Origin of the sequence: Ensifer sp. LBL (assembly GCF_050435225.1) — a bacterium.
Taxonomy (GTDB): domain Bacteria; phylum Pseudomonadota; class Alphaproteobacteria; order Rhizobiales; family Rhizobiaceae; genus Ensifer.
On sequence record NZ_JBNDJY010000002.1, the window covers coordinates 169,345 to 187,934 of the forward strand.

Genomic DNA, 18,590 nt, shown 5'->3' on the forward strand with positions numbered 1-18,590 from the left:
GCGGCAATTCCAGTATCTGAACGGCGACCCCCTCGTCCGGGCTCGGAACAGGTGGCCGCGGTGACGGGAGGAGGAAAAGCGCCAACACGGCTAGCGCATGAAGGATGAAAGCAAGCGTCAGGCTTGGCCAGATCGGTGTCTCATTGCGACGATGCGTTACTGCCTGCACCGATCAGATCATCCCATGCGCGATATCAGGGCCGAAAGCATCACGGCCGCTCCTGGCGCAGGCGACACTAGCACCAACGCGACAATAGAAAAGCCGCCGCCGACAATCTGTCAGCGACGGCTTGATATCCGTGTTTTGGGCGACGCCTGCGACCGGTATCAATCCATGTCGTCGTTGTCGGGCGCGCTCATATGGTCGCGGTTGCCGTAGATGATCTCGCGCTTACCGACATGGTTTGCCGGTCCGACGAGGCCTTCCTTTTCCATGCGCTCGACGAGCGAGGCCGCGCGGTTGTAGCCGACGCCGAGGCGGCGCTGGATGTAGGAGGTCGAGCACTTCTTGTCGCGCAGCACCACCTTGACCGCCTGGTCGTAGAGTTCGTTGCCGTCTTCCGACGCAAGCGCGCTCTTGTCGAAGACCGGGGTCTCCTCCTGCGGCTCCTCTTCCTCTTCTTCCGCCGTTACGGTGTCGAGGTATTCCGGGCGACCTTGCGTCTTCAGATGCGCGACCACGTGTTCGACTTCCAGATCGGAGACGAACGGGCCATGGACACGGGCGATGCGCCCGCCGCCCTGCATGTGCAGCATGTCGCCCTGGCCGAGCAGCTGCTCGGCACCCTGTTCGCCAAGGATGGTACGGCTGTCGATCTTCGAGGTCACCTGGAACGAGATGCGGGTCGGGAAGTTCGCCTTGATCGTGCCGGTAATGACGTCGACCGAGGGACGCTGCGTCGCCATGATCAGGTGGATACCGGCAGCACGCGCCATCTGCGCCAACCGCTGGATCGCGCCTTCGATCTCCTTGCCGGCGACCATCATCAGGTCGGCCATCTCGTCAACGATGACGACGATGTAAGGCATCGGCGCCAGGTCCATTTCCTGCTGTTCGAACAGCGGCTCGCCGGTGCCCTTTTCGAAGCCGGTCTGGACCGTGCACATGACAGGCTCGCCCTTTTCACGGGCGGCGGCGGCACGCTGGTTGTAGCCGTCGATGTTGCGCACACCGAGCCGCGACATCTTGCGGTAGCGGTCTTCCATCTCGCGAACGGCCCACTTCAGCGCCATCACCGCCTTTTTCGGGTCGGTAACGACGGGGGTGAGCAGATGCGGGATGCCGTCATAGACGGAGAGTTCGAGCATCTTCGGATCGACCATGATCAGGCGGCACTGATCCGGGCTCAGCCGATAGAGCAGCGACAGGATCATGGTGTTGATCGCGACCGACTTGCCCGAGCCGGTGGTGCCGGCAACGAGCAGATGCGGCATCTTCGCAAGCTCGGCGATAACAGGCTCGCCACCGATCGTCTTGCCGAGGCACAGCGCCAGCTTGTAGCCGGTCTTGCGGAAATCGACGGATTCGATCAGCTCGCGGAAATAGACGGTCTCGCGCGTGGCGTTCGGCAGCTCGATACCGATGACGTTGCGGCCGGGCACGACCGCGACACGGGCCGAGAGCGCGGACATGGAGCGGGCGATATCGTCGGCAAGGTTGATGACGCGCGATGACTTCACGCCGGGTGCCGGCTCGAATTCATAGAGCGTGACGACCGGGCCGGGACGCACATGGATGATCTCGCCCTTGACGCCGAAATCTTCGAGCACGCTTTCAAGCAGGCCGGCATTCTGTTCCAGCTGTTCCTGCGTCATGAAGAAGCCCTGACCGACGGGCGCTTCCTGCAGCAGCTCCTCGGACGGGAACTCGTAGCCGTCGGCGCTCGGCGCGCGGTCCGTCGAGCCGATAGCCGGCATGTTGCTCGGCGCGCGGGTCACCTGCGCCGGCATGGTGATCGCCGCCTTCGTGGCGACCGGCGCCGGCTGTTCGATTTCGACCGGTTCGGCGTCGATGATGTCAGCGGCGGCGACAGACGCCGGTTCTTCAGCCACGGCAACGGGAGCCGGGGCAACGTCGGCAAGCGGCTGCGATGCCGGCATATCCTCGGGCTTTGCGCCACGGACGTCCACGACGCGGAACAGCGAGGTGATCGCCGTCGGCGGCACGCGGCGGATTTCAACCGGGCGCACGGGCGCTGGCGGCGTGACCGCAACGGGCGCAACGGCGACGGGAGTGATAACAGGCGTCATCGCAGCCGGCGCGGGCGTCTCGACAAAGGGCTTCGGATGCACGGCTTCGGCGCCCGCAACGTCTGCATCGTCGGCCGGGCCGAATTCGAAGAAGGCGAAATCCGACAGGAAGACGGAATGCGCAGCGCTCTGATCGACGGGAGCTTCGGCTGAGGTCAGGGCGGGCGTGGGCGTCACTTCGGCGACCGGTGCGGAAACGGCGATCGGCGTCGTCAGAACCGGCGCGAGGGCGACGCCCTCATCGGCCGGCGCTTCGACGCGCTCGAGCATGGCCGGCTCGATCGTGTTTTGTGCCGCGGTCCAGGTCGGCAACTGGTTGGTCAGCATACGCAGCAGTTCGGACGGGCTGTAGGACGGCAGCGCGACCTCGGCCAGTGGCGCCTCGTCAGCCGCAGCGGCCGAAGCTTCGATCGGCGCGGGTTCGTCCGGAGCCGTCGCGACGGGCTCGACGGTTTCGACGACGACCGGAGCAGGCTCCGCCGCCACCGCGACGATCGCTTCTTCGACTTCGGTAACCGTTTCGCTTTCGTCGACCTGCGGCGCGCGCCGCTTCATGAATTCGCGCTCGGGCGTGCGGGTAAAGCGCACGTTCGGTGCCAGGAAGAAATGGCTCTCCCAGGTGGAATCACCGTAGTGGCCGGCAATCTCCGAGAGGGTCGGCAAGGGTTCGCTCATCGTCGACGTCACCTGTGCAGGAGCGTAGGCGGAACCCTGCCCATAGAGGCGGGTCGCACGGCTCGCGGTTTCGGCCTGCTGGTTTGCCGGCCGGCGGGGCGCCGCAGGCGCCTCGTACAACTGATAGGGGTCGGCGGGGTCCGCCTCATGGGTGGGCATACCGCTCAACGCATCATCCTGCGGACCATCGAAATAATCCGCCTGGTTTGCATCATGCAAAGCAGCCTGTGAGAAGTTTGTCCTGGGAATACGCATGGGTCCTGGAAGAGCTAGAGACATCGCCGCGGGGCCTTCTAAGCGATAGGAAATGAAGGTTAACAAGTCCCTTCCAACGCCCCGTTTCGAACCGGACTCGGCGGTCGATTGCCGTCTTTCTGTGGGCTTGATGCAACGGCAAGGCCCGACGCCCCAAGGCGGCCGCGACATCCCGTCGCCGCCCTCACACGGCCGAAAATATTTCTTGGATGAAGGCGGTATCGGCGCTCACTAAGGGATGCCCACGGTGGCTCGCCACCGGCTCCACCGGGAAAACGAATCGGGCCCGCGTGAGAGCATCACGCGGGCCCGATCGGACGTTTCTAAGACGTAGGCTTCGCTCAGCCTTCGCGGCCGGACGCAAACACCGCATGATGCCTGGCAAGCAGCTCGACGACCTCGTCGATGAAGGCGGGATCGACATCGGCCGAAAACTCGATGCGGGCATTCTTGCCGTCGCGCTTGAGCTTGGCAAAGGCGCGTCCGCCGGCATCGACCAGCGTTTCCGGCTTGGTCGCCGCTGCATCCGGCTTCGGCTTGCGCGACAGGCGAGTGAAGACGATCTGGAACCGCTGGTCGCTTTCGGCTTCGAGGAAGCGGCGCGAGCGGCACTCTTCCTGCGCCAGTTCCACGGTCGCCATATCTTCAAGCAGCGCGCCAAAGGCCATCCAGCGTTCGCGGCCGACCTTCGGCGCCGGGCCGATCGCGCGGGCAATCGCCGGCGGCACGCCTTCTGCTACCTGCAGCAGGCGCGACAGCTCGCTCTTCTGCACGGCGAGCGCCTCGCCGATGACCTTGCGGTCGAAGCCGCGGTCGGCAAGAGCGGACGCAAACATGGCGCGCTCGATGAAGGAGAGGTTGCGCCGCTCGGCGTTTTCCTTGCCCTGCGCCAGCACCAGCTCGTCGTCGGTCAGCGGCCGGACGATGGCCTTGACCTTGATGCCGAGGCTGCGCACGGCATTGAGGCGGCGATGACCGTAGGCCGTCTGGTAGCGGCCCTGCTTCTGCGGGTGCGGGCGCACGAGGATCGGAGATTGCTGGCCACTGTCGCGGATGCTGTCAGCGAGCGCCAGGAATTCCGGATCGTCGGTCTCGCCATCGGTCAGGCGATCGCCGACGAAGGACGCGTCGATCAGGTCCGGATCAAGCTCGACGACGCGCTCGCCCTGGTGCAGGGCCTCGCGCAGTGCGCGCGCCTCTTCCGCCTCGCGAGTGATACTGCCGAGCGAAAGCCCCATGGCCTTAATCGCGCCGGAGGCCGCCCGAGGCACGTCGGCCTGGGCTGCAGGGACGACGACCGGCTTTGCCGGCTGCACGCTTGGTGCGGCAGGCGCCTTGTCGTCCACTTCTGCGGCAGGCGCCGCCGGGGCGACATTGCCCGAGAAGAGTGCGCGCAGTTCGTTCTTGCGGTTGCCAGCCATGTCGGTCAGCGCCCCCAAGCCGCGTGAATGAGCGTTTCGATCTCGCCGTTGACGGCATTCAGCGATTCGATCGCGCGGTCATAGGTGGCGCGGGTGAAGTTCTCCCGCCCGACCTCGTAGAGCGTCTGCTTTGTAAGGCCCGCATCGGAAACCGCCGTCGATTTCACCATGGCCGATGTCAGCACGCGGTCGCCGAAGAGCGAGCGCATGAAGCCGACGATCTGCGCCTGCGGCCCGTCATTCGGCTCGAAGCGGGTGACGAGATAGCGCAGGAAGTCGAAATTGAGCTCGCCGCCGGCCTCGCGCACGACGCTGAGCAGATCCGACGTCATGTAGAGGAACTGGTTCATCGAGGCGACGTCGAGCATCTGCGGATGCACGGTGACGACGACGGACGTCGAGGCACACAGCGCCGACAGCGTCAGGTAACCGAGTTGCGGCGGGCAGTCGATGATGACGACGTCATAGTCGTCGGCAACGCTGGCCAGCGCTGCCTGCACGCGGGCGAAAAACAACGGACCAGCGTCCGTGCCGTTCTGGCGCGCGCCCAGAGCCTGCGGCGTCGTGTGCTCGAACTCCTGCAGTTCGAGATTGCCGGGCACGAGATCGAGACCGTCGAAATAGGTCTTGCGGATGATGTCCTTCAGCGGCCGCGCTTCGGCGTCGTAGCGGATCGCGCCATAGAGCGTGTCGTTGCCGGTGAGGTCGAGTTCCGGCTGGTAGCCGAAGAGGGCGGACAGCGACGCCTGCGGGTCGAGGTCGACGGCAAGTACCCGGTGGCCGGTCATGGCGAGATATTGCGCGATGTGCACCGAAGAGGTCGTCTTGCCGGAGCCACCCTTGAAGTTGGTGACCGAGATCACCTGCAGATGTTCACCCGCTTCCGCATCGCGCCATTTCAGATAGCTGCGCGCCTTGGCGGCGTTGCCCTTGGCAAGAGCCTGTTCGGCCAGATGCCGGCGCAGCGCATTGATGTCGGAGAGCGAATAGGAACGGCGGCCACCAAGACCGGTATCGGGCTGCGGTCCCTCGCCGGCAAGCGAAAGCTGGCGCAGGTAACCGTCGGAAACGCCAATCAGCTTGGCCGCCTCGCCCGAGGTGAAGCTGCGCAGCGTCTTCATCGCCGTCGGCGGGAACAGCCGCTCGCGCATCGCCTTCAACTGTTCGGAAAGCGCGCGGGCATCCGCCGCGATCGCCTCGTCGGCCGGGCGCCGGGCCTGGGCGTGGCCTGCGTCCTGTCTTGCTTGGGTTGCCGTCATATTCATTCTGCCATACTCCTTGCGCGCGTCAGCGGCCCAACGGCGCCCCATCGCGCTAACAGAGATTCAACTCAAATACGGCCAATCGGCACTTATTCGGAAAACTCCGTAACAGAGATGCCGGAGCTTGCGATTCGCGTCAAGAGTCGGGCGCCAACCAAAGGCGCGTGCGCTTGACGGGCAGGCGTTCCGGACGCCCGCAAAAGCGAAACGCCCGCGGGGTGGCGCGGGCGTTTGCAAACATCGAAAAAGTGAACTCAGAGCTTGGGACCGATATGATCAGGGATCGGGCACTGGTAGGGTTTGCCCTCGGTCTTTTCCCGCCATTCGGCTTTTGCCCGCGCCAAGAGATCGGCGTCGAGGATCAGGTCGAGACCGGTCGTGGCCAGTGATTTTGCCGCGTGGGCAAACGCCTTGTGGGCGGCCGGGCTCTTGCCCTGCGCCACCACCTGCCAGGTATGGGGCGCCGTGCCGATTGCCCAGGCGGGCGCCCAGCATTGCGCCGTCGGCGTAATCCAGCTGACGTCGCCGACATCGGTCGAGCCGGCGCGGAAATGCGACTGGCCCTCGAAATCGCGCAGGCCGAGATGCAGACCGGTCGAACCGTCCATGCGGCTGTTCGCAAAAACGTCGCCCTTGATCTGATAGAGCCGGATGCTGCTCGATATTGCTTCGGCCGTCAGCGTCTTCTGGATGTCCTTGGCAAAGGCGATATCCGCCTCATCGAAGGGCACCGGGCCGAGCGCCACCATGTTGTCGTGGATCGCCGTTTCCAGCGCGATATTGGGCAGCAGGTTGGTCGCCGCGCGGTCGAAGACGATCTCGACCTCGGTCTCCGTCATCATCGCCGCACCCTTGGCGATCTTGTCGATGCGGGCAGCGAGCGCCAGGGCCTCCGGCATCTGCGGCGCACGCACGAGATAGAGCGCCTCGGCGCGGGCCTGCACCACGTTTGCCGCCTTCCCGCCGGCATCGGTGATCGCATAGTGCACGCGGCAATCCTGCGGCATATGCTCCCTCAGGAAGTTGACGCCGACATTCATCAGTTCCAGCGCATCGAGCGCGCTGCGGCCGAGATGGGCACCGTTCGATGCGTGCGCGGCCACGCCTTTGAAGCGGTAATAGATTTCAAGAACAGCGAGATTGTTGGTCGAGCGTACGCCGTTGAAGGGTGCCGGATGCCAGGTCAGCGCCGTATCGACATCGGCAAAGATGCCGGCGCGCGCCATGAAAGTCTTGCCGGAGCCGCCTTCCTCGCCGGGGCAGCCGTAATAGCGCACCGTGCCCGGCAAGCCGTTTTCCTGGAGGTAGCGGGCAAGCGCGACAGCGGCGAGCAGCGAACCGGTGCCGAGCAGATTGTGGCCGCAGCCATGGCCCGTACCGCCTTCGACTTCGGCGCGCGCTTGGGCAACGCCGGCCACCTGGCTCAAACCGGCCAGCGCGTCGAACTCACCGAGAAAGGCGATTACAGGCAGGCCCTGCCCGCTCTCGCCGACGAAGGCGGTGTCGATCTCCGCCAGCCCGCGCGACACGCGAAACCCGTGCTTCTCCAGCATGGCGATCTGTGTCGCTACCGACTTTTCCTCATGAAAACTCAGTTCCGCGTGGTCCCAGATCGCGTCGCTCATTGCGGCGAATTCGGGCTTCAGCGCTTCGATCGTTTCGACAAGGGCGGTTCGTGCGGCTGGATTTGGCATCAATCATCCTTTTGCGACGGCGCGGGGCGCGGTCGCATCAGCAGTTTTGTCTAGGGAGGTGCGGAGGGCGGCAACCGGCCGCCATCCGCTGGAGAGGAAGGGCTACGCCCGCATCAGTCGTCGAGCGTCACTTCCCAAAGGCGGGTGTTGGACTGCCATACCGGCTGGCCATGCAGCTTCTTGGTGGCGCCCCAGATGTCGACCATGTCGTACATGAAGATGCCGGGGACTTCGTCGAGCATCAGCTGGTGAAACTCGTCGAAGATCGCCTGGCGCTTGGCCTGGTCGGCCTCGACATAGGCCGCCTTCATCAGTTCGATCGCCTTCGGATTGTCCCACATCAGCGAGGCGTTCTTGTCCTTGTTGCCGACATAGAAGCTGTACATCAGCGCCGGGTCGAGGCGCGGCGAGACCGACTGCGAGATGACCTGGTAGTTGCCGGAACGACGACGATCGACCTGGGTCGCGTAGTCAAGCACCTCGATCTGCACGTTGAGGCCGACCTGTTGCATCATCGCCTGGGCGACGACGGCGGCGGGGAAGCTCGGCACGTTGCCGCGCTTGTTGGCGATGATGGTGATCGGCTCGCCGTTGTAGCCGGCTTCCGCGAGATCCTTCTTCGCCTTTTCCAGGTCCATCGGGATCTTCTTCTTCTGGACGTCGGAGTAGAAGATCGAGTCGGCCGAGACCATCGAGGCGTTGGCTTCACCGGTGCCGTTGGAGACGGCGGCGACGAGCTGGTCGAGGTCGAGCGCTTCGGCCATGGCGCGACGGACAGCCACGTTGCTCAGCACCTTGTCGCGGGTCTGGAAGTAGAGCAGGTTCTTGCCGTTGTTGCGCTTGACGATGAGCTGCATCGTGTCGCTGTCCTTGAACTCGGCAATGAGATCGGCCGAGACTTCGGCCGTATCGAGTGCGCCCGAAAGCAGGCCGGTCTTCACCGTCGAGGCGTCCGGGATGACCATGAACTTGATGCCGTCGACGAGCGGCCGCTTCGAGCCGACCATGCCATCGGGCTTCCCGTCATTGGCAGGCGAAACGTAATCGGCATTCTTTTCCAGCCGGACATATTCGCCCTTCTTCCACTCGGCCCACTTGAACGGACCGGTGCCGATGGGCGCGACATAGGCGCCGTCGGCGCCGACGGAATCTTGGGAGACGATGCCGGTGTAGCCGCATTCCGGCCGCGCCATCAGGCCGAGGAAGACGGCCGAGGGCTTCTCGATGCTCATGGTCACGGTGGATGCATCCGTGGCGGCGACATTCGTCACCTTGATCGACTTGCTGCCGTCGAAGTCAGCGGCGCAGGTCCACTTGGTCTCCGGCTTCATGTAGCGGTTCCAGTTCCAGACCACGTCTTCGGCCGTCAGCGGCTTGCCGTTGTGGAACTTCACGTCATCGCGCAGCTTGAACGTATAGGTCAGGCCATCGGGCGAAACCTCAAAGCTTTTCGCGAGCAGCGGCTTCACTTCGCCGTTCTCTGCGTAGCCGACCAGGCCTTCGACGATGTGGAAGATCACCGAGTCGGTGTTGCCGTCGCGGTTGACGCCGGGCTCGTTGCTGCGGATGTCCGAACTCTGGGCGACCGTCAGGTCACGTGCGTGGCCGAGCGCGATCGCGCTCATCAGCATGGTTCCGGCGAGCAGTATGGTTTTCATGGTTCCTCTCTCTTTTCTGATTGTTGGCGTTGTCGGTTCAAAATGCGCGCCAGCAGGCCTGCGACAGCTTGCCGATGGTTTCGAGCGCGATGGTGTAGCCGGGCGTGCCGTCGGGCATCAGCGCGGGCACACCGTCGGTGAAGGCGGCAATGGCGTAGAGCGGCTTGCCGTCGCGATAGACGACACCGGCATCCATGCGGCCGCGTTTGCCACGGCCGCCCTTGCAGGCGGCAACCGTGTCGAAGGGCAGCCGCGCGCGGATGCCGTAGCGAAGAACCTGGTTCTTCAGCGTCTGCACGGCAAAGGCGGCCAGCTCGACCGAAACGCCAAGCTTCGCGGCGGCCGCGGCATCGTGCTCGGCGGCGAGGATCAGTTCCAGCAGCATCACCTGGTCGGCGGCCGTCGTCGTCGTGACATCGGCGAGCGAATGATCGGGTTTCAGCGCCAGCGGCGGAATGAGGAAGCGGTGGTGCGTGCCCACCATGCCGAGCGCCTTGCAGTAGCGGTCGACCTCTTCGAGCGTCAGCCGCTCGAAAACCATCTTGGTGCAGACATTGTCGCTCAGCACCATCATGCCGACGATCGCGTCGCGCAGCGAAATGACGATGCCGGGCGTCAGGTAGCGGAACATGCCGCTCGCCACTTCCTGGGCGAGGCGTGCTTCGTAGGTGATGCGCTCGTCGAGGTTAAGCCGCCCCTCGGATACCGCCTTCAGCGCCGCCATCATGATCGAGGTCTTGCGGGTGCTGGCGGACGGTGTTTCCTCACGCTCGCCGCGGCCGATGGTTTCACCGGTCCGAAGGTTGCGCACGAGGAAGCGGGTAACGAAGGGCTCGGCATCGGCGATCGCATGGAGTTCGGCCGCGATCGCGCCGGTCTTGATTTCCGTGCTCATCTCAGGCCTCCAGACGCCATTTGAGGGTGACGCCGCCGGTCTGGTTGAGATCGAGCGCCGGGATCGCGGACAGCAGCTTGCGGGTATAGGCCTCCCTCGGCGCATCGAAGATACGATCGCGGTCGCCTTCTTCGATGATGCGCCCGTCCTGCATGACGATGACCCGGTCGGCGACCTGCTCGACGACGCCGAGATCGTGGCTGATGAACAGGCACGAGAAGCCGTAACGTTTCTGCAGATTGGAGAAGAGTTCCAGCACCTGGGCGCGAACCGTGACGTCGAGCGCCGAAACCGGCTCGTCGGCGATCAGGAATTTCGGCCTTCGCGCGATCGCCCGGGCAATCGCCACGCGCTGGCGCTGGCCGCCCGAAAGCTCATGCGGGTAACGATTGGCGAAATCGGCGCTGAGCCCGACCTCCTCCAAGGTTTCCAGCGCCCGGCGACGCTTTGCGGGCGTGTCGAGATCCGGCACCAGCCGCAGCGCCTCCTCGACCAGCGCCTGGATGGTCATGCGCGGATCGAGCGAGGAATAGGGATCCTGGAACACCATCTGGCAGTTCAAGCGATAGTCGCGCCAGTCGGCGCTGCGCTCGCGGCCCTGGAACAGGATCTCGCCTTCGGCCTGCTGGACGAGGCCGGCGATGGTGCGGCCGAGTGTCGTCTTGCCGGAGCCGGAGCCGCCGACAAGCGCCACGACCTCGCCGACATGGATATCGACGCTGACGCCATGCAGCGCGCGCTTCGGCTCGTGGCGGCGGAACAGCCCCTTGCGGCCCGGATATTCGACCACGACGTTGCGCGCCGAAACCATCGGCGTGCGCGTCGTGTCGAGTTCACGCGCCGCGCCGCGGAACGGCAGCGAAGAGAGCAGCTTGCGGGTATAGGGATGCTGCGGCGCCTGCAGGATCTCCTCGGTCAGCCCCTGCTCGACGACGACGCCCTTTTCCATCACCACGAAACGGTTGGTGTAGCGGGCGACCATCGGCAGGTCGTGGCTGATGAGCAGCACCGCCGTGCCTTGGGCCTGGGTCAGCTCGACCATCAACTCCATGACGTCGCGCTGCACGACGGCATCGAGCGCAGTGGTCGGCTCGTCGGCGATCAGCAAAGCCGGCTTCAACAGCATGACCGAGGCCAGCATGATGCGCTGGCGCATGCCGCCGGAGAACTCGTGGGGATAGGCGGTGAAGGCCCGCTCGGGCTCACGGATGCCGACGCGACCAAGCATCGGGAGGATCGCGGTGCGGCGCTCCTCGACCGACATCTTTGTGTGCAGGATCAGCCCTTCTTCGAGCTGCCGGCCGATGGTCATCGACGGGTTCAGCGAGGTCATCGGCTCTTGGAAGACGACGCCGACTTCGCCGCCGCGAAGCTCACGCAACTCGCGGTCCTTCATCCCGAGCACATCCTTGCCCCGGTAGAGGACCTTTCCGCCGGTATGGCGGACGGCCGGCGGAATGAGGCCGATGATCGCGCGGGTCGCGAGCGTCTTGCCGGAGCCGCTTTCACCGACGATGCCGACGATTTCGCCGGGCGCGACGTCGAAGCTGACGTTCTTGACCACCTGGTTGCCAGTATGGCTGACGGCCAACGAGAGGCCTTCGACGCTTAAGAGGGTCTTGCCGGTCATTTCAGGCCTCGCATGCGGGGGTCGAGCTTGTCGCGCAGGGCGTCGCCCAGAAGGTTGATGCCGAGCAGGGTGAGAGCGATGCAGAGACCGGGGAAGAAACCGAGCCAGACGGCCTGTTCGATGAACGGGCGGCCGGCGGCGAGCATGTTGCCCCAGGTGGGAGCCGGTGGCGGCACGCCGAGGCCGAGGAAGGAAAGCGCGCTTTCCGACAGGATTGCCCAGCCGAACATCGAGGTCGCAAGCACCGTGATCGGCGCCAGGCAGTTCGGCAGGATATGGCGCAGCATCGTGTAGATCTCGCCGTTGCCCATCACCCGCGACGCCTCGATGAACTCGCGTTCGCGCAGCGACAGCACCGCACCGCGTACCACGCGGGCCATCGACGGCGTATAGGCGATGCCGAGCGCAAAGATGATGCCGTACTGGTTGGCGCCGAAGACAGCGAGCAGGCCGAGCGCCAGCAGGATGCCGGGGAAGGCCAGAAGCGCATTGTTGATCGCCATGATGACGCCATCGATCCAGCCGCGGGCATAGCCGCTGACGATGCCGATGAAGGTGCCGAAGACGACGGCGAAGGTAACGGTGAGGAAGCCGATCCAGACGCTGGCGCGGGCGCCGACCATCAGGCGGCTGGCGACATCGCGGCCGAACTCGTCGGTGCCGAGCCAGTGCGCTGCACCGGGGGCGGCAAGACGCGCGGTGAAGCCGAGCGCCATCGGATCATAGGGCGTCCAGAAAAGGCCGATGAGGGCGGTGATGACCAGCAGCCCGATCAGGCCGCCGCCGATGACGCCGTTGAACGTGAACTTTCTCATTCTGCCACCACCCGCGGATCGAAGAGAGGATAGAGAAGGTCGACCACGAGGTTGACGACGACATAGGAGAAGGCGACGAGCAGCAGGCAGCCTTGGATCACCGGATAGTCGCGCTGGAAGATCGCATCGACCATCAACCGTCCGAGACCCGGAATGGTGAACACCGTCTCGATGACGGCGATGCCGCCGAGCAGATTACCGAGGATCAGGCCGATCATCGTCCAGGTGGGGCCGAAGGCGTTCTTGAAGGCGTGGCGCCAGAGAACGGCACTTTCCGAGAGCCCCTTGGCGCGGGCGTGGGTGATGTAGTCGAGCCTGAGCACCTCGAGCGTCGAGGCGCGGGCCATGCGGATGATCACGCCCATCTCGTGGATGACGAGGGTCATGACCGGCAGCACCAGATAGAGAAGCCCGGCCTTCCAGTTCTCCGAGATCGGCACGTAGCCGAGCACCGGCAGCCAGCCGAGCTTCAGGCCGAAGGCGAGCAGCAAGAGAAGGCCGAGCCAGAAGGTCGGGATCGACAGAAGCACGGTCGCCGAACCGACGAGCGCCAGGTCGGTCAGGCTGTTCTGTCGCCAGGCGGCGATGACGCCGGCCGGAACCGCGATCAGGCTTGCAAGGAACACGGCGATGACGACGATTTCGGCGCTGACGAAGAAGCGGCTGACCACCAGATGCAGCACCGGCTCGCCGGTGACGATCGAGGTGCCGAAATCCCCGGAGAGGATATTGCCGGCCCAGATGACGAATTGCTCCGGGATGCTGCGGTCGAGACCGAGCTCCGTGCGCAACGCGGCAATCTGCTGCGGCTCGGCCATGTCGCCGAGCATCAGCGCTGCCGGGTCACCGGGAATGAGACGGATAAGCGTGAAGACGGCCACCGAGACGATTACGATCGTCGGTATCGCCATCACGAGGCGATTGAGAATGAATTTGATCATGGGTTCCCCGTACTGAGGCAGGCCGCACGCGTTACCGCGATTCTCCCGCCCGTCGGCTCTCTTGCTACAGGGACTATGATCGATTGGAAAAAATCGCGCAATATTATGAGTAAATGTCATACCTCTATGAAAAGGGCATGCAACTTCAGCGCCGCCGGACGGGCGTTGCCCGCTGGCTTGCCGGCGACGAAGCCTTCGCGATCGCGCCGGTTCCGTCAGGTCAGATGAAGAAAATCTGAGAGTTCGCGAGCGGCAGCGCCTCCCGCCCGGTTCGCACCGATGGTGGAAGCCGACGGACCGTAGCCGACGAGATGGATCCGAGGGTCTTTTGCCACCTGTGTCGCCAGCCGACCGGTCATCAGGATACCGCCATCGGTATTGCGCAATTGAAGCGGCGCCAGGTGATCGAGCGCGCTTCTGAAGCCGGTGCTCCACAGAATGACGTCGACGGCCAGTTCACGTCCATCCGGCCAGCGCACGCCCTGTTCAGTCATTTCGGCAAACATCGGCTGGCGCTCGAGCGCGCCGCGTGCGCGTGCGGCAATGATCGCCGGCGTCACCGGAATGCCCGTCACCGAGACCACGGAACCCGGCGGCAGGCCCCGGCGGACCCGATCCTCGACCATCGCTACTGCGGCGCGTCCGACCTCCGGCGTAAACGGCTCGTTGCGGAAGGCCGGCTCCTCCCGCGTTACCCAGGTGGTCGATGTCACCTGCGATATTTCATCGAGCAGCTGGATTGCGGAGATGCCGCCGCCGACGACCAGCACATGCTGCCCGGCGAACTGTCCCGCCGACTGATAATCCTTCGTGTGCAACTGGCGCCCCTTGAAGCGCTCCGCGCCGGGATAGGGTGGAATATAGGCGGCCTCCCAGGTGCCGGTCGCGTTGATGATGCCGCGGGCGGCATAGGCGCCGCCGTCCGTCTCCACCCTGAACCGCTCGCCGCGGTCGCACACGACCTTGACGGCCACGGGCCGGCGGACCGGGAGACCGAACGCCTTCTCGTAGGCGCCGTAATATTGCGGCACGGCGACGGCCGCGTGGACCTCGCCCTTGCTGGTATCGACCGCTTCGGAAAATTTCATGCCGGGGAGATCATGAATTCCGTTGACCGTGTTCAAGGTCAGCGACGGCCAGCGAAACTGCCAGGCACCGCCCGGCTGCGGCGACCGGTCGATGACGACATACTGCCTGTGAGGCTCCAGCCCGAGCCGGCTCAGATGATAGGCCGAAGACAGTCCCGCCTGCCCGGCACCGATGACGACGACGTCGATCTTGCGGGCCACGCGCGCATGCGTTTCGACGTCCACGGCCGGAGCGGCATCCGTCATGGCGCGGCCCGAAGCCGGAGCTTGTCTACCCTTGCCAGATCATCCACCGCCGCGGCCCTATGCGATTGCCGCCGCGAAGATCGCGGCAAGTTTTTCGATGCCGTTCTGGTCGTCACGGTCGAAGCGCGCGGGCTCCGGACTATCGAGATCGATGACGCCGATCACCCGGCCGTTGCGCCGGACCGGAACGACGAGTTCCGAGCGCGAGGCCGCGTCGCAGGCGATGTGGCCGGGAAAGGCATGGACGTCTTCCACGAGGATCGAGCGGCCTTCCTTGACGGCCGTGCCGCAGACCCCGCGGCCGACTGCGATGCGCACACAGGCAGGCTTTCCCTGGAACGGCCCGAGCACGAGCTCTTGGTCGGTTTCGAGAAAATAGAACCCCGCCCAATTGAGGCTGGGCATGGCCTGGAACATCAGCGCCGACGTATTGGCCGCGTTGGCGATCAGGTTGGGCTCGTCGTGAAGCAGCGATTCGAGCTGTTGGGCCAGCTCCGCGTAGAAAGCACGCTTGTCGCCTGTGTCGATTGCGGCCGCCTGAAACATGATTCCATCCACTTCCCTGTTCGTATCGGTCCGCAATGTAGTGTCGCGTCCGTTCCATTGCCAATGGCACCCCCTGTCCGCAGCCGACAGGCCATTGTCTCACGGCTGCTGCGAAGCGGCGACCTGCCTTTTCAGGCAGTCGATCATTGCCTGCGCCGCCAACGACAGCGGAACGCCGGCCGCAGTGGCAACGCCGAAATCCTGGGTGAGGTGCGGCGAAAACGGACGGATCTCGATAGGCAGGTGCCGGTGCAGATTGGCAAAGAAGCTGCTGATGATCGCGACCCCAAGGCCATAGGCCGCGTAGGCGCAGGCCGAGCTGTTGCTGTGGGTCTCGATTTTGACCTTCTGCGGCACGCCGGCCTTGCGGAAAATCTCGTCGAGCATGACCCGCGTCGGCCGGCGGCGGCCGATCAGGATCAAGGGCACACCCCGCAATTCCCTAGGCGTCACGGTTTCGTGCTGCGAAAGCGCATGCCCCTTTTCCATGACGCAGACGCTGAGGCCGGTTGCGACCGGCTGCATTTCAAGGCCGGCGCTCAGCTGCCCCTCATAGCGTAGGAAGCCGAAATCGATGATGCGCTGCTCGACGAGGCGGGCGATCGCGACGGTCGTGTCGAAGAAAGTCTCGACGCGCACGCCGGGAAAATCCTTGGCATAGTCGGCGAGCATCGCCGGGGCGAAGGTTTCGGACATGCTGTTCGGCAGGCCGATGCGCACGACCTCAGGCCCGACCGCGCCGCTGCGCAGGTCCTGCGCCAGGTTGGTGAAACGGTCGATGCCCAGCAAGATATGCTCCGCGTCCTCGGCGAGCTTCATCGCCTCGGGCGTCGCAATCAGCCGGCCCTTGTCGCGGGCAAAAAGTGTCAGCGACAGCTCTTCCTCGAGCTGCTGCAACAGCCGGCTGACGCCGGACTGGCTGAGCCCCATGGTCTTTGCGGCCGCGATCGTCGATCCGGTCGCCAACAGCGTGCGCAGCACTTCCAATTGTCGAAAATTCACGCCGCCCCCGGTCCGCTCGAACATCCGCTTGCTCTCCCCTCGTGTTTACGGGAAGGCGATGCTTCAAGGAAGGGGTGGGCAAGCTGCGGGAAAATCCGTGCCGGATACCGTCCGGGAACAAGGAGCGCGCGCACGCGCTCCCCAGAGGTCACCGGTCTCACGCGCTGGCATGGACCGGATGGTTGAAGCGGTCGGCGAAGATCTCGATCGAGCCGCGGCCGAAGCTGCGCAGCTGCCGCCGCGTCAGCACCGACATGACACGCGCCGCCGTCGAGACGGTCATGGCGTCGAGCGGCCCCTCACCGCTCCACGGCTTGTTTAGCCGGTCCGTCACGATGCCGATGAGGTTTGCCGGCATGATGTCGGTGCAAGGTTTCATCCAGTCGAAGACCTCGCTGATGGGAATGCGCTTGCCTTCGAACGCAACGATGGGCTCGGGCATGTTGGCGCCCCAGTCATCATAGGCCTCCAGAGCATCACGAAACAGGTTCTGCAGCGTGATGGAGGCGTGCCCTTCATGGAGAGCAGGCAGGAAATTCGTCATTTGTGTCTCCTTCAGTGGTTAAGGCCGGGAAACGCGAATGGCCAATTCTGTCAGCATGTATTTGTGTTCGTGCCGGGTGGCCGATACTCTGGGGCCACGCGACGGGTCAAACTGCAGGCGATGAGGCAATGCACAAATCGGGCGATAGTTCCCTGAGCCGCAGTCAATTTTGGCGGGAAATCGGTGAGCATGCACGCCGCCGACCGTCACCAGGGTCCTCTTCCCCGGCCTTCCCCCGAATCGATTTTACCCATCCCGACCCGAAGGTAAACACCAAGTCGCCATCAAGGCCGAAACGAAATACTCCAATCGATAATTTCTATAGAATATACTATCTTACCCGATCAGGCCAGATAATTCACTGATATGCACCTCAATCGACAGGGAGCAGTCACATGGGAACGATCTCGCGGCTTTCCGAGAAAACAAGAGCCCCGGCGCACCGGATCGAAAGCGAAGAGGAAGCGCTGTCGATCGCGCGTGCGCTAGCGGCGGAATTTGCGGGGAGCGCCAACGAGCGGGACACCGATCGCATTCTGCCCTTCGACGAGCTCGATGCGCTCGCCCAATCCGGCCTGCTGGCGATCACCGTGCCGCCGGAATATGACGGCATAGACGTCTCCAATGCCGTTCTTGCCGAAGTCACCGCCATTCTTTCGGAAGCGGACTCCTCGATCGGCCAGATTCCGCAGAACCATTTCTACATTCTCGAGGCGCTGCGCACCGACGGCACCGAGGAGCAAAAGGCCTTTTTCTTCGGCCGGGCGCTTGCCGGCGACCGTTTCGGCAACGCCCTTTCCGAGCGCGGCACGAAAACCGTCGGCGACTATGAGACCCGGCTTTCGCCCGACGGCCCCGGCTTCCGCCTGAACGGGCGCAAATATTATTCCACCGGCGTGCTCTTTGCCGAATGGATCGTCGTCTTCGCCCTCGATCCGAACGACAAGCTGACCATGGCTTTCGTGCCCCGTGGCGCCGAAGGCTTGCAGATCATCGACGACTGGGACGGCTTCGGCCAGCGCACGACCGGTAGCGGCACGACCGTGCTGCAGAATGTCTATGTGGCGGCCGATGCGGTGGTGCGCCATCACCGCGGCTTCGAGCGGCCGACGACGATCGGTTCCGTCGGCCAGATCATCCACGCCGGCATCGACCTCGGCATTGCCCGCGCGGCCTTTGCCGAGACCCTGGACTTCGTGCGCAATCATGCCCGCCCCTGGATGGACAGCGGCGTCGAACGGGCGACCGACGATCCGCTGACGATCGCCCGCATCGGCCAGTTGGCCATCCGCCTGGAGGCGGCAACGGCAACGGTCGAGCGTGCCGGCAAGAAGGTCGACGTCGCCCAGATCAACGGCACCGAGGAAAGCGTGGTCGAAGCGACGCTCGCCGTTGCCGCGGCAAAGGTCCTGACGACCGAAATCGCCCTGGAGGCGAGCAACACGCTCTTCGAACTCGCCGGCACCGCATCGACGAAGATTGGCCTCAACCTCGACCGCCACTGGCGAAACGCCCGCACCCATACGCTGCACGACCCGGTGCGCTGGAAGCATCACGTCGTCGGCAACTACCACCTGAACGGCATCAAGCCGCCGAAGAACGGCGCACTCTGAGCCCATCGACCGCGCGCGATCGGCCCGAGGCGTGACCGACGCTTCGGGCAACGCC

The 18,590-nt window shown here is 64.4% G+C and carries 14 protein-coding genes; 1 reads left to right on the top strand and 13 read right to left on the bottom strand.

Features of this window, described 5'->3' with window-relative positions; genetic code table 11:
* Positions 1–327: 327 nt before the first annotated feature.
* From OKW20_RS08115 to OKW20_RS08175, 13 genes are all read right to left on the bottom strand, one after another.
* On the bottom strand, positions 328–3,180 hold the full coding sequence (locus OKW20_RS08115; RefSeq protein WP_429171372.1) for a DNA translocase FtsK: 2,853 nt from the start codon (positions 3,178–3,180) through the stop codon (positions 328–330).
* Positions 3,181–3,521: 341 nt separating this feature from the next.
* On the bottom strand, positions 3,522–4,601 hold the full coding sequence (gene repB, locus OKW20_RS08120; RefSeq protein WP_429171374.1) for a plasmid partitioning protein RepB: 1,080 nt from the start codon (positions 4,599–4,601) through the stop codon (positions 3,522–3,524).
* A gap of 5 nt (positions 4,602–4,606) precedes the next feature.
* Positions 4,607–5,866, bottom strand: coding sequence for a plasmid partitioning protein RepA (gene repA, locus OKW20_RS08125; protein WP_402325009.1), 1,260 nt, complete (start codon positions 5,864–5,866; stop codon positions 4,607–4,609).
* A gap of 251 nt (positions 5,867–6,117) precedes the next feature.
* Positions 6,118–7,557 (bottom strand): M20 family metallopeptidase, encoded by a 1,440-nt coding sequence (locus OKW20_RS08130; RefSeq protein ID WP_429171376.1) that lies wholly within the window; start codon positions 7,555–7,557, stop codon positions 6,118–6,120.
* A gap of 113 nt (positions 7,558–7,670) precedes the next feature.
* Positions 7,671–9,215 carry an ABC transporter substrate-binding protein gene (locus OKW20_RS08135; protein ID WP_429171377.1) on the bottom strand — a complete coding sequence of 515 codons (1,545 nt, stop codon included), beginning with the start codon at positions 9,213–9,215 and terminating at the stop codon, positions 7,671–7,673.
* A 37-nt stretch (positions 9,216–9,252) separates the two neighbouring features.
* A complete protein-coding gene (locus tag OKW20_RS08140) occupies positions 9,253–10,110 on the bottom strand; it encodes a serine hydrolase (protein ID WP_429171378.1) in 858 nt (285 codons plus the stop codon).
* A gap of 1 nt (position 10,111) precedes the next feature.
* Entirely contained in the window at positions 10,112–11,740 is a 1,629-nt protein-coding gene (locus OKW20_RS08145) for an ABC transporter ATP-binding protein (protein ID WP_429171380.1), read from the bottom strand.
* A complete protein-coding gene (locus tag OKW20_RS08150; RefSeq protein ID WP_429171381.1) occupies positions 11,737–12,555 on the bottom strand; it encodes an ABC transporter permease in 819 nt (272 codons plus the stop codon). Before OKW20_RS08150 ends, OKW20_RS08145 begins: the two co-directional genes overlap by 4 nt.
* Positions 12,552–13,496 (bottom strand): ABC transporter permease, encoded by a 945-nt coding sequence (locus OKW20_RS08155; protein ID WP_043617548.1) that lies wholly within the window; start codon positions 13,494–13,496, stop codon positions 12,552–12,554. The genes OKW20_RS08150 and OKW20_RS08155 overlap by 4 nt, the downstream gene beginning before the upstream one ends.
* 215 nt (positions 13,497–13,711) lie before the next feature.
* Complete coding sequence (locus OKW20_RS08160; RefSeq protein WP_429171384.1) at positions 13,712–14,830, bottom strand: FAD-dependent oxidoreductase; 1,119 nt, start codon at positions 14,828–14,830, stop codon at positions 13,712–13,714.
* Positions 14,831–14,887: 57 nt separating this feature from the next.
* Positions 14,888–15,376: a GAF domain-containing protein gene (locus tag OKW20_RS08165; RefSeq protein ID WP_429171385.1), complete on the bottom strand. Its 489-nt coding sequence runs from the start codon at positions 15,374–15,376 to the stop codon at positions 14,888–14,890.
* 99 nt (positions 15,377–15,475) lie between these two features.
* Positions 15,476–16,378, bottom strand: a complete 903-nt coding sequence (locus tag OKW20_RS08170) for a LysR family transcriptional regulator (RefSeq protein ID WP_429115817.1) — start codon at positions 16,376–16,378, stop codon at positions 15,476–15,478.
* 157 nt (positions 16,379–16,535) lie between these two features.
* Positions 16,536–16,922, bottom strand: a complete 387-nt coding sequence (locus tag OKW20_RS08175; protein ID WP_043617543.1) for a hypothetical protein — start codon at positions 16,920–16,922, stop codon at positions 16,536–16,538.
* Positions 16,923–17,317: 395 nt separating this feature from the next.
* Here OKW20_RS08175 and OKW20_RS08180 point away from each other — a divergent pair, with 395 nt between their 5' ends.
* Entirely contained in the window at positions 17,318–18,535 is a 1,218-nt protein-coding gene (locus OKW20_RS08180; protein WP_429171387.1) for an SfnB family sulfur acquisition oxidoreductase, read from the top strand.
* Positions 18,536–18,590 lie beyond the last annotated feature (55 nt).

What these genes read in the sequence shown, in the direction of transcription:
- OKW20_RS08135 (WP_429171377.1), bottom strand. Translation starts at nt 9,215, where the DNA reads ATGAAAACCATACTGCTCGCCGGAACCATGCTGATGAGCGCGATCGCG.
- OKW20_RS08145 (WP_429171380.1), bottom strand. Translation starts at nt 11,740, where the DNA reads ATGACCGGCAAGACCCTCTTAAGCGTCGAAGGCCTCTCGTTGGCCGTC.
- OKW20_RS08115 (WP_429171372.1), bottom strand. Translation starts at nt 3,180, where the DNA reads ATGCGTATTCCCAGGACAAACTTCTCACAGGCTGCTTTGCATGATGCA.
- repA (WP_402325009.1), bottom strand. Translation starts at nt 5,866, where the DNA reads ATGAATATGACGGCAACCCAAGCAAGACAGGACGCAGGCCACGCCCAG.
- repB (WP_429171374.1), bottom strand. Translation starts at nt 4,601, where the DNA reads ATGGCTGGCAACCGCAAGAACGAACTGCGCGCACTCTTCTCGGGCAAT.
- OKW20_RS08150 (WP_429171381.1), bottom strand. Translation starts at nt 12,555, where the DNA reads ATGAGAAAGTTCACGTTCAACGGCGTCATCGGCGGCGGCCTGATCGGG.
- OKW20_RS08175 (WP_043617543.1), bottom strand. Translation starts at nt 16,922, where the DNA reads ATGACGAATTTCCTGCCTGCTCTCCATGAAGGGCACGCCTCCATCACG.
- OKW20_RS08165 (WP_429171385.1), bottom strand. Translation starts at nt 15,376, where the DNA reads ATGTTTCAGGCGGCCGCAATCGACACAGGCGACAAGCGTGCTTTCTAC.
- OKW20_RS08155 (WP_043617548.1), bottom strand. Translation starts at nt 13,496, where the DNA reads ATGATCAAATTCATTCTCAATCGCCTCGTGATGGCGATACCGACGATC.
- OKW20_RS08180 (WP_429171387.1), top strand. Translation starts at nt 17,318, where the DNA reads ATGGGAACGATCTCGCGGCTTTCCGAGAAAACAAGAGCCCCGGCGCAC.
- OKW20_RS08160 (WP_429171384.1), bottom strand. Translation starts at nt 14,830, where the DNA reads ATGACGGATGCCGCTCCGGCCGTGGACGTCGAAACGCATGCGCGCGTG.
- OKW20_RS08140 (WP_429171378.1), bottom strand. Translation starts at nt 10,110, where the DNA reads ATGAGCACGGAAATCAAGACCGGCGCGATCGCGGCCGAACTCCATGCG.
- OKW20_RS08130 (WP_429171376.1), bottom strand. Translation starts at nt 7,557, where the DNA reads ATGCCAAATCCAGCCGCACGAACCGCCCTTGTCGAAACGATCGAAGCG.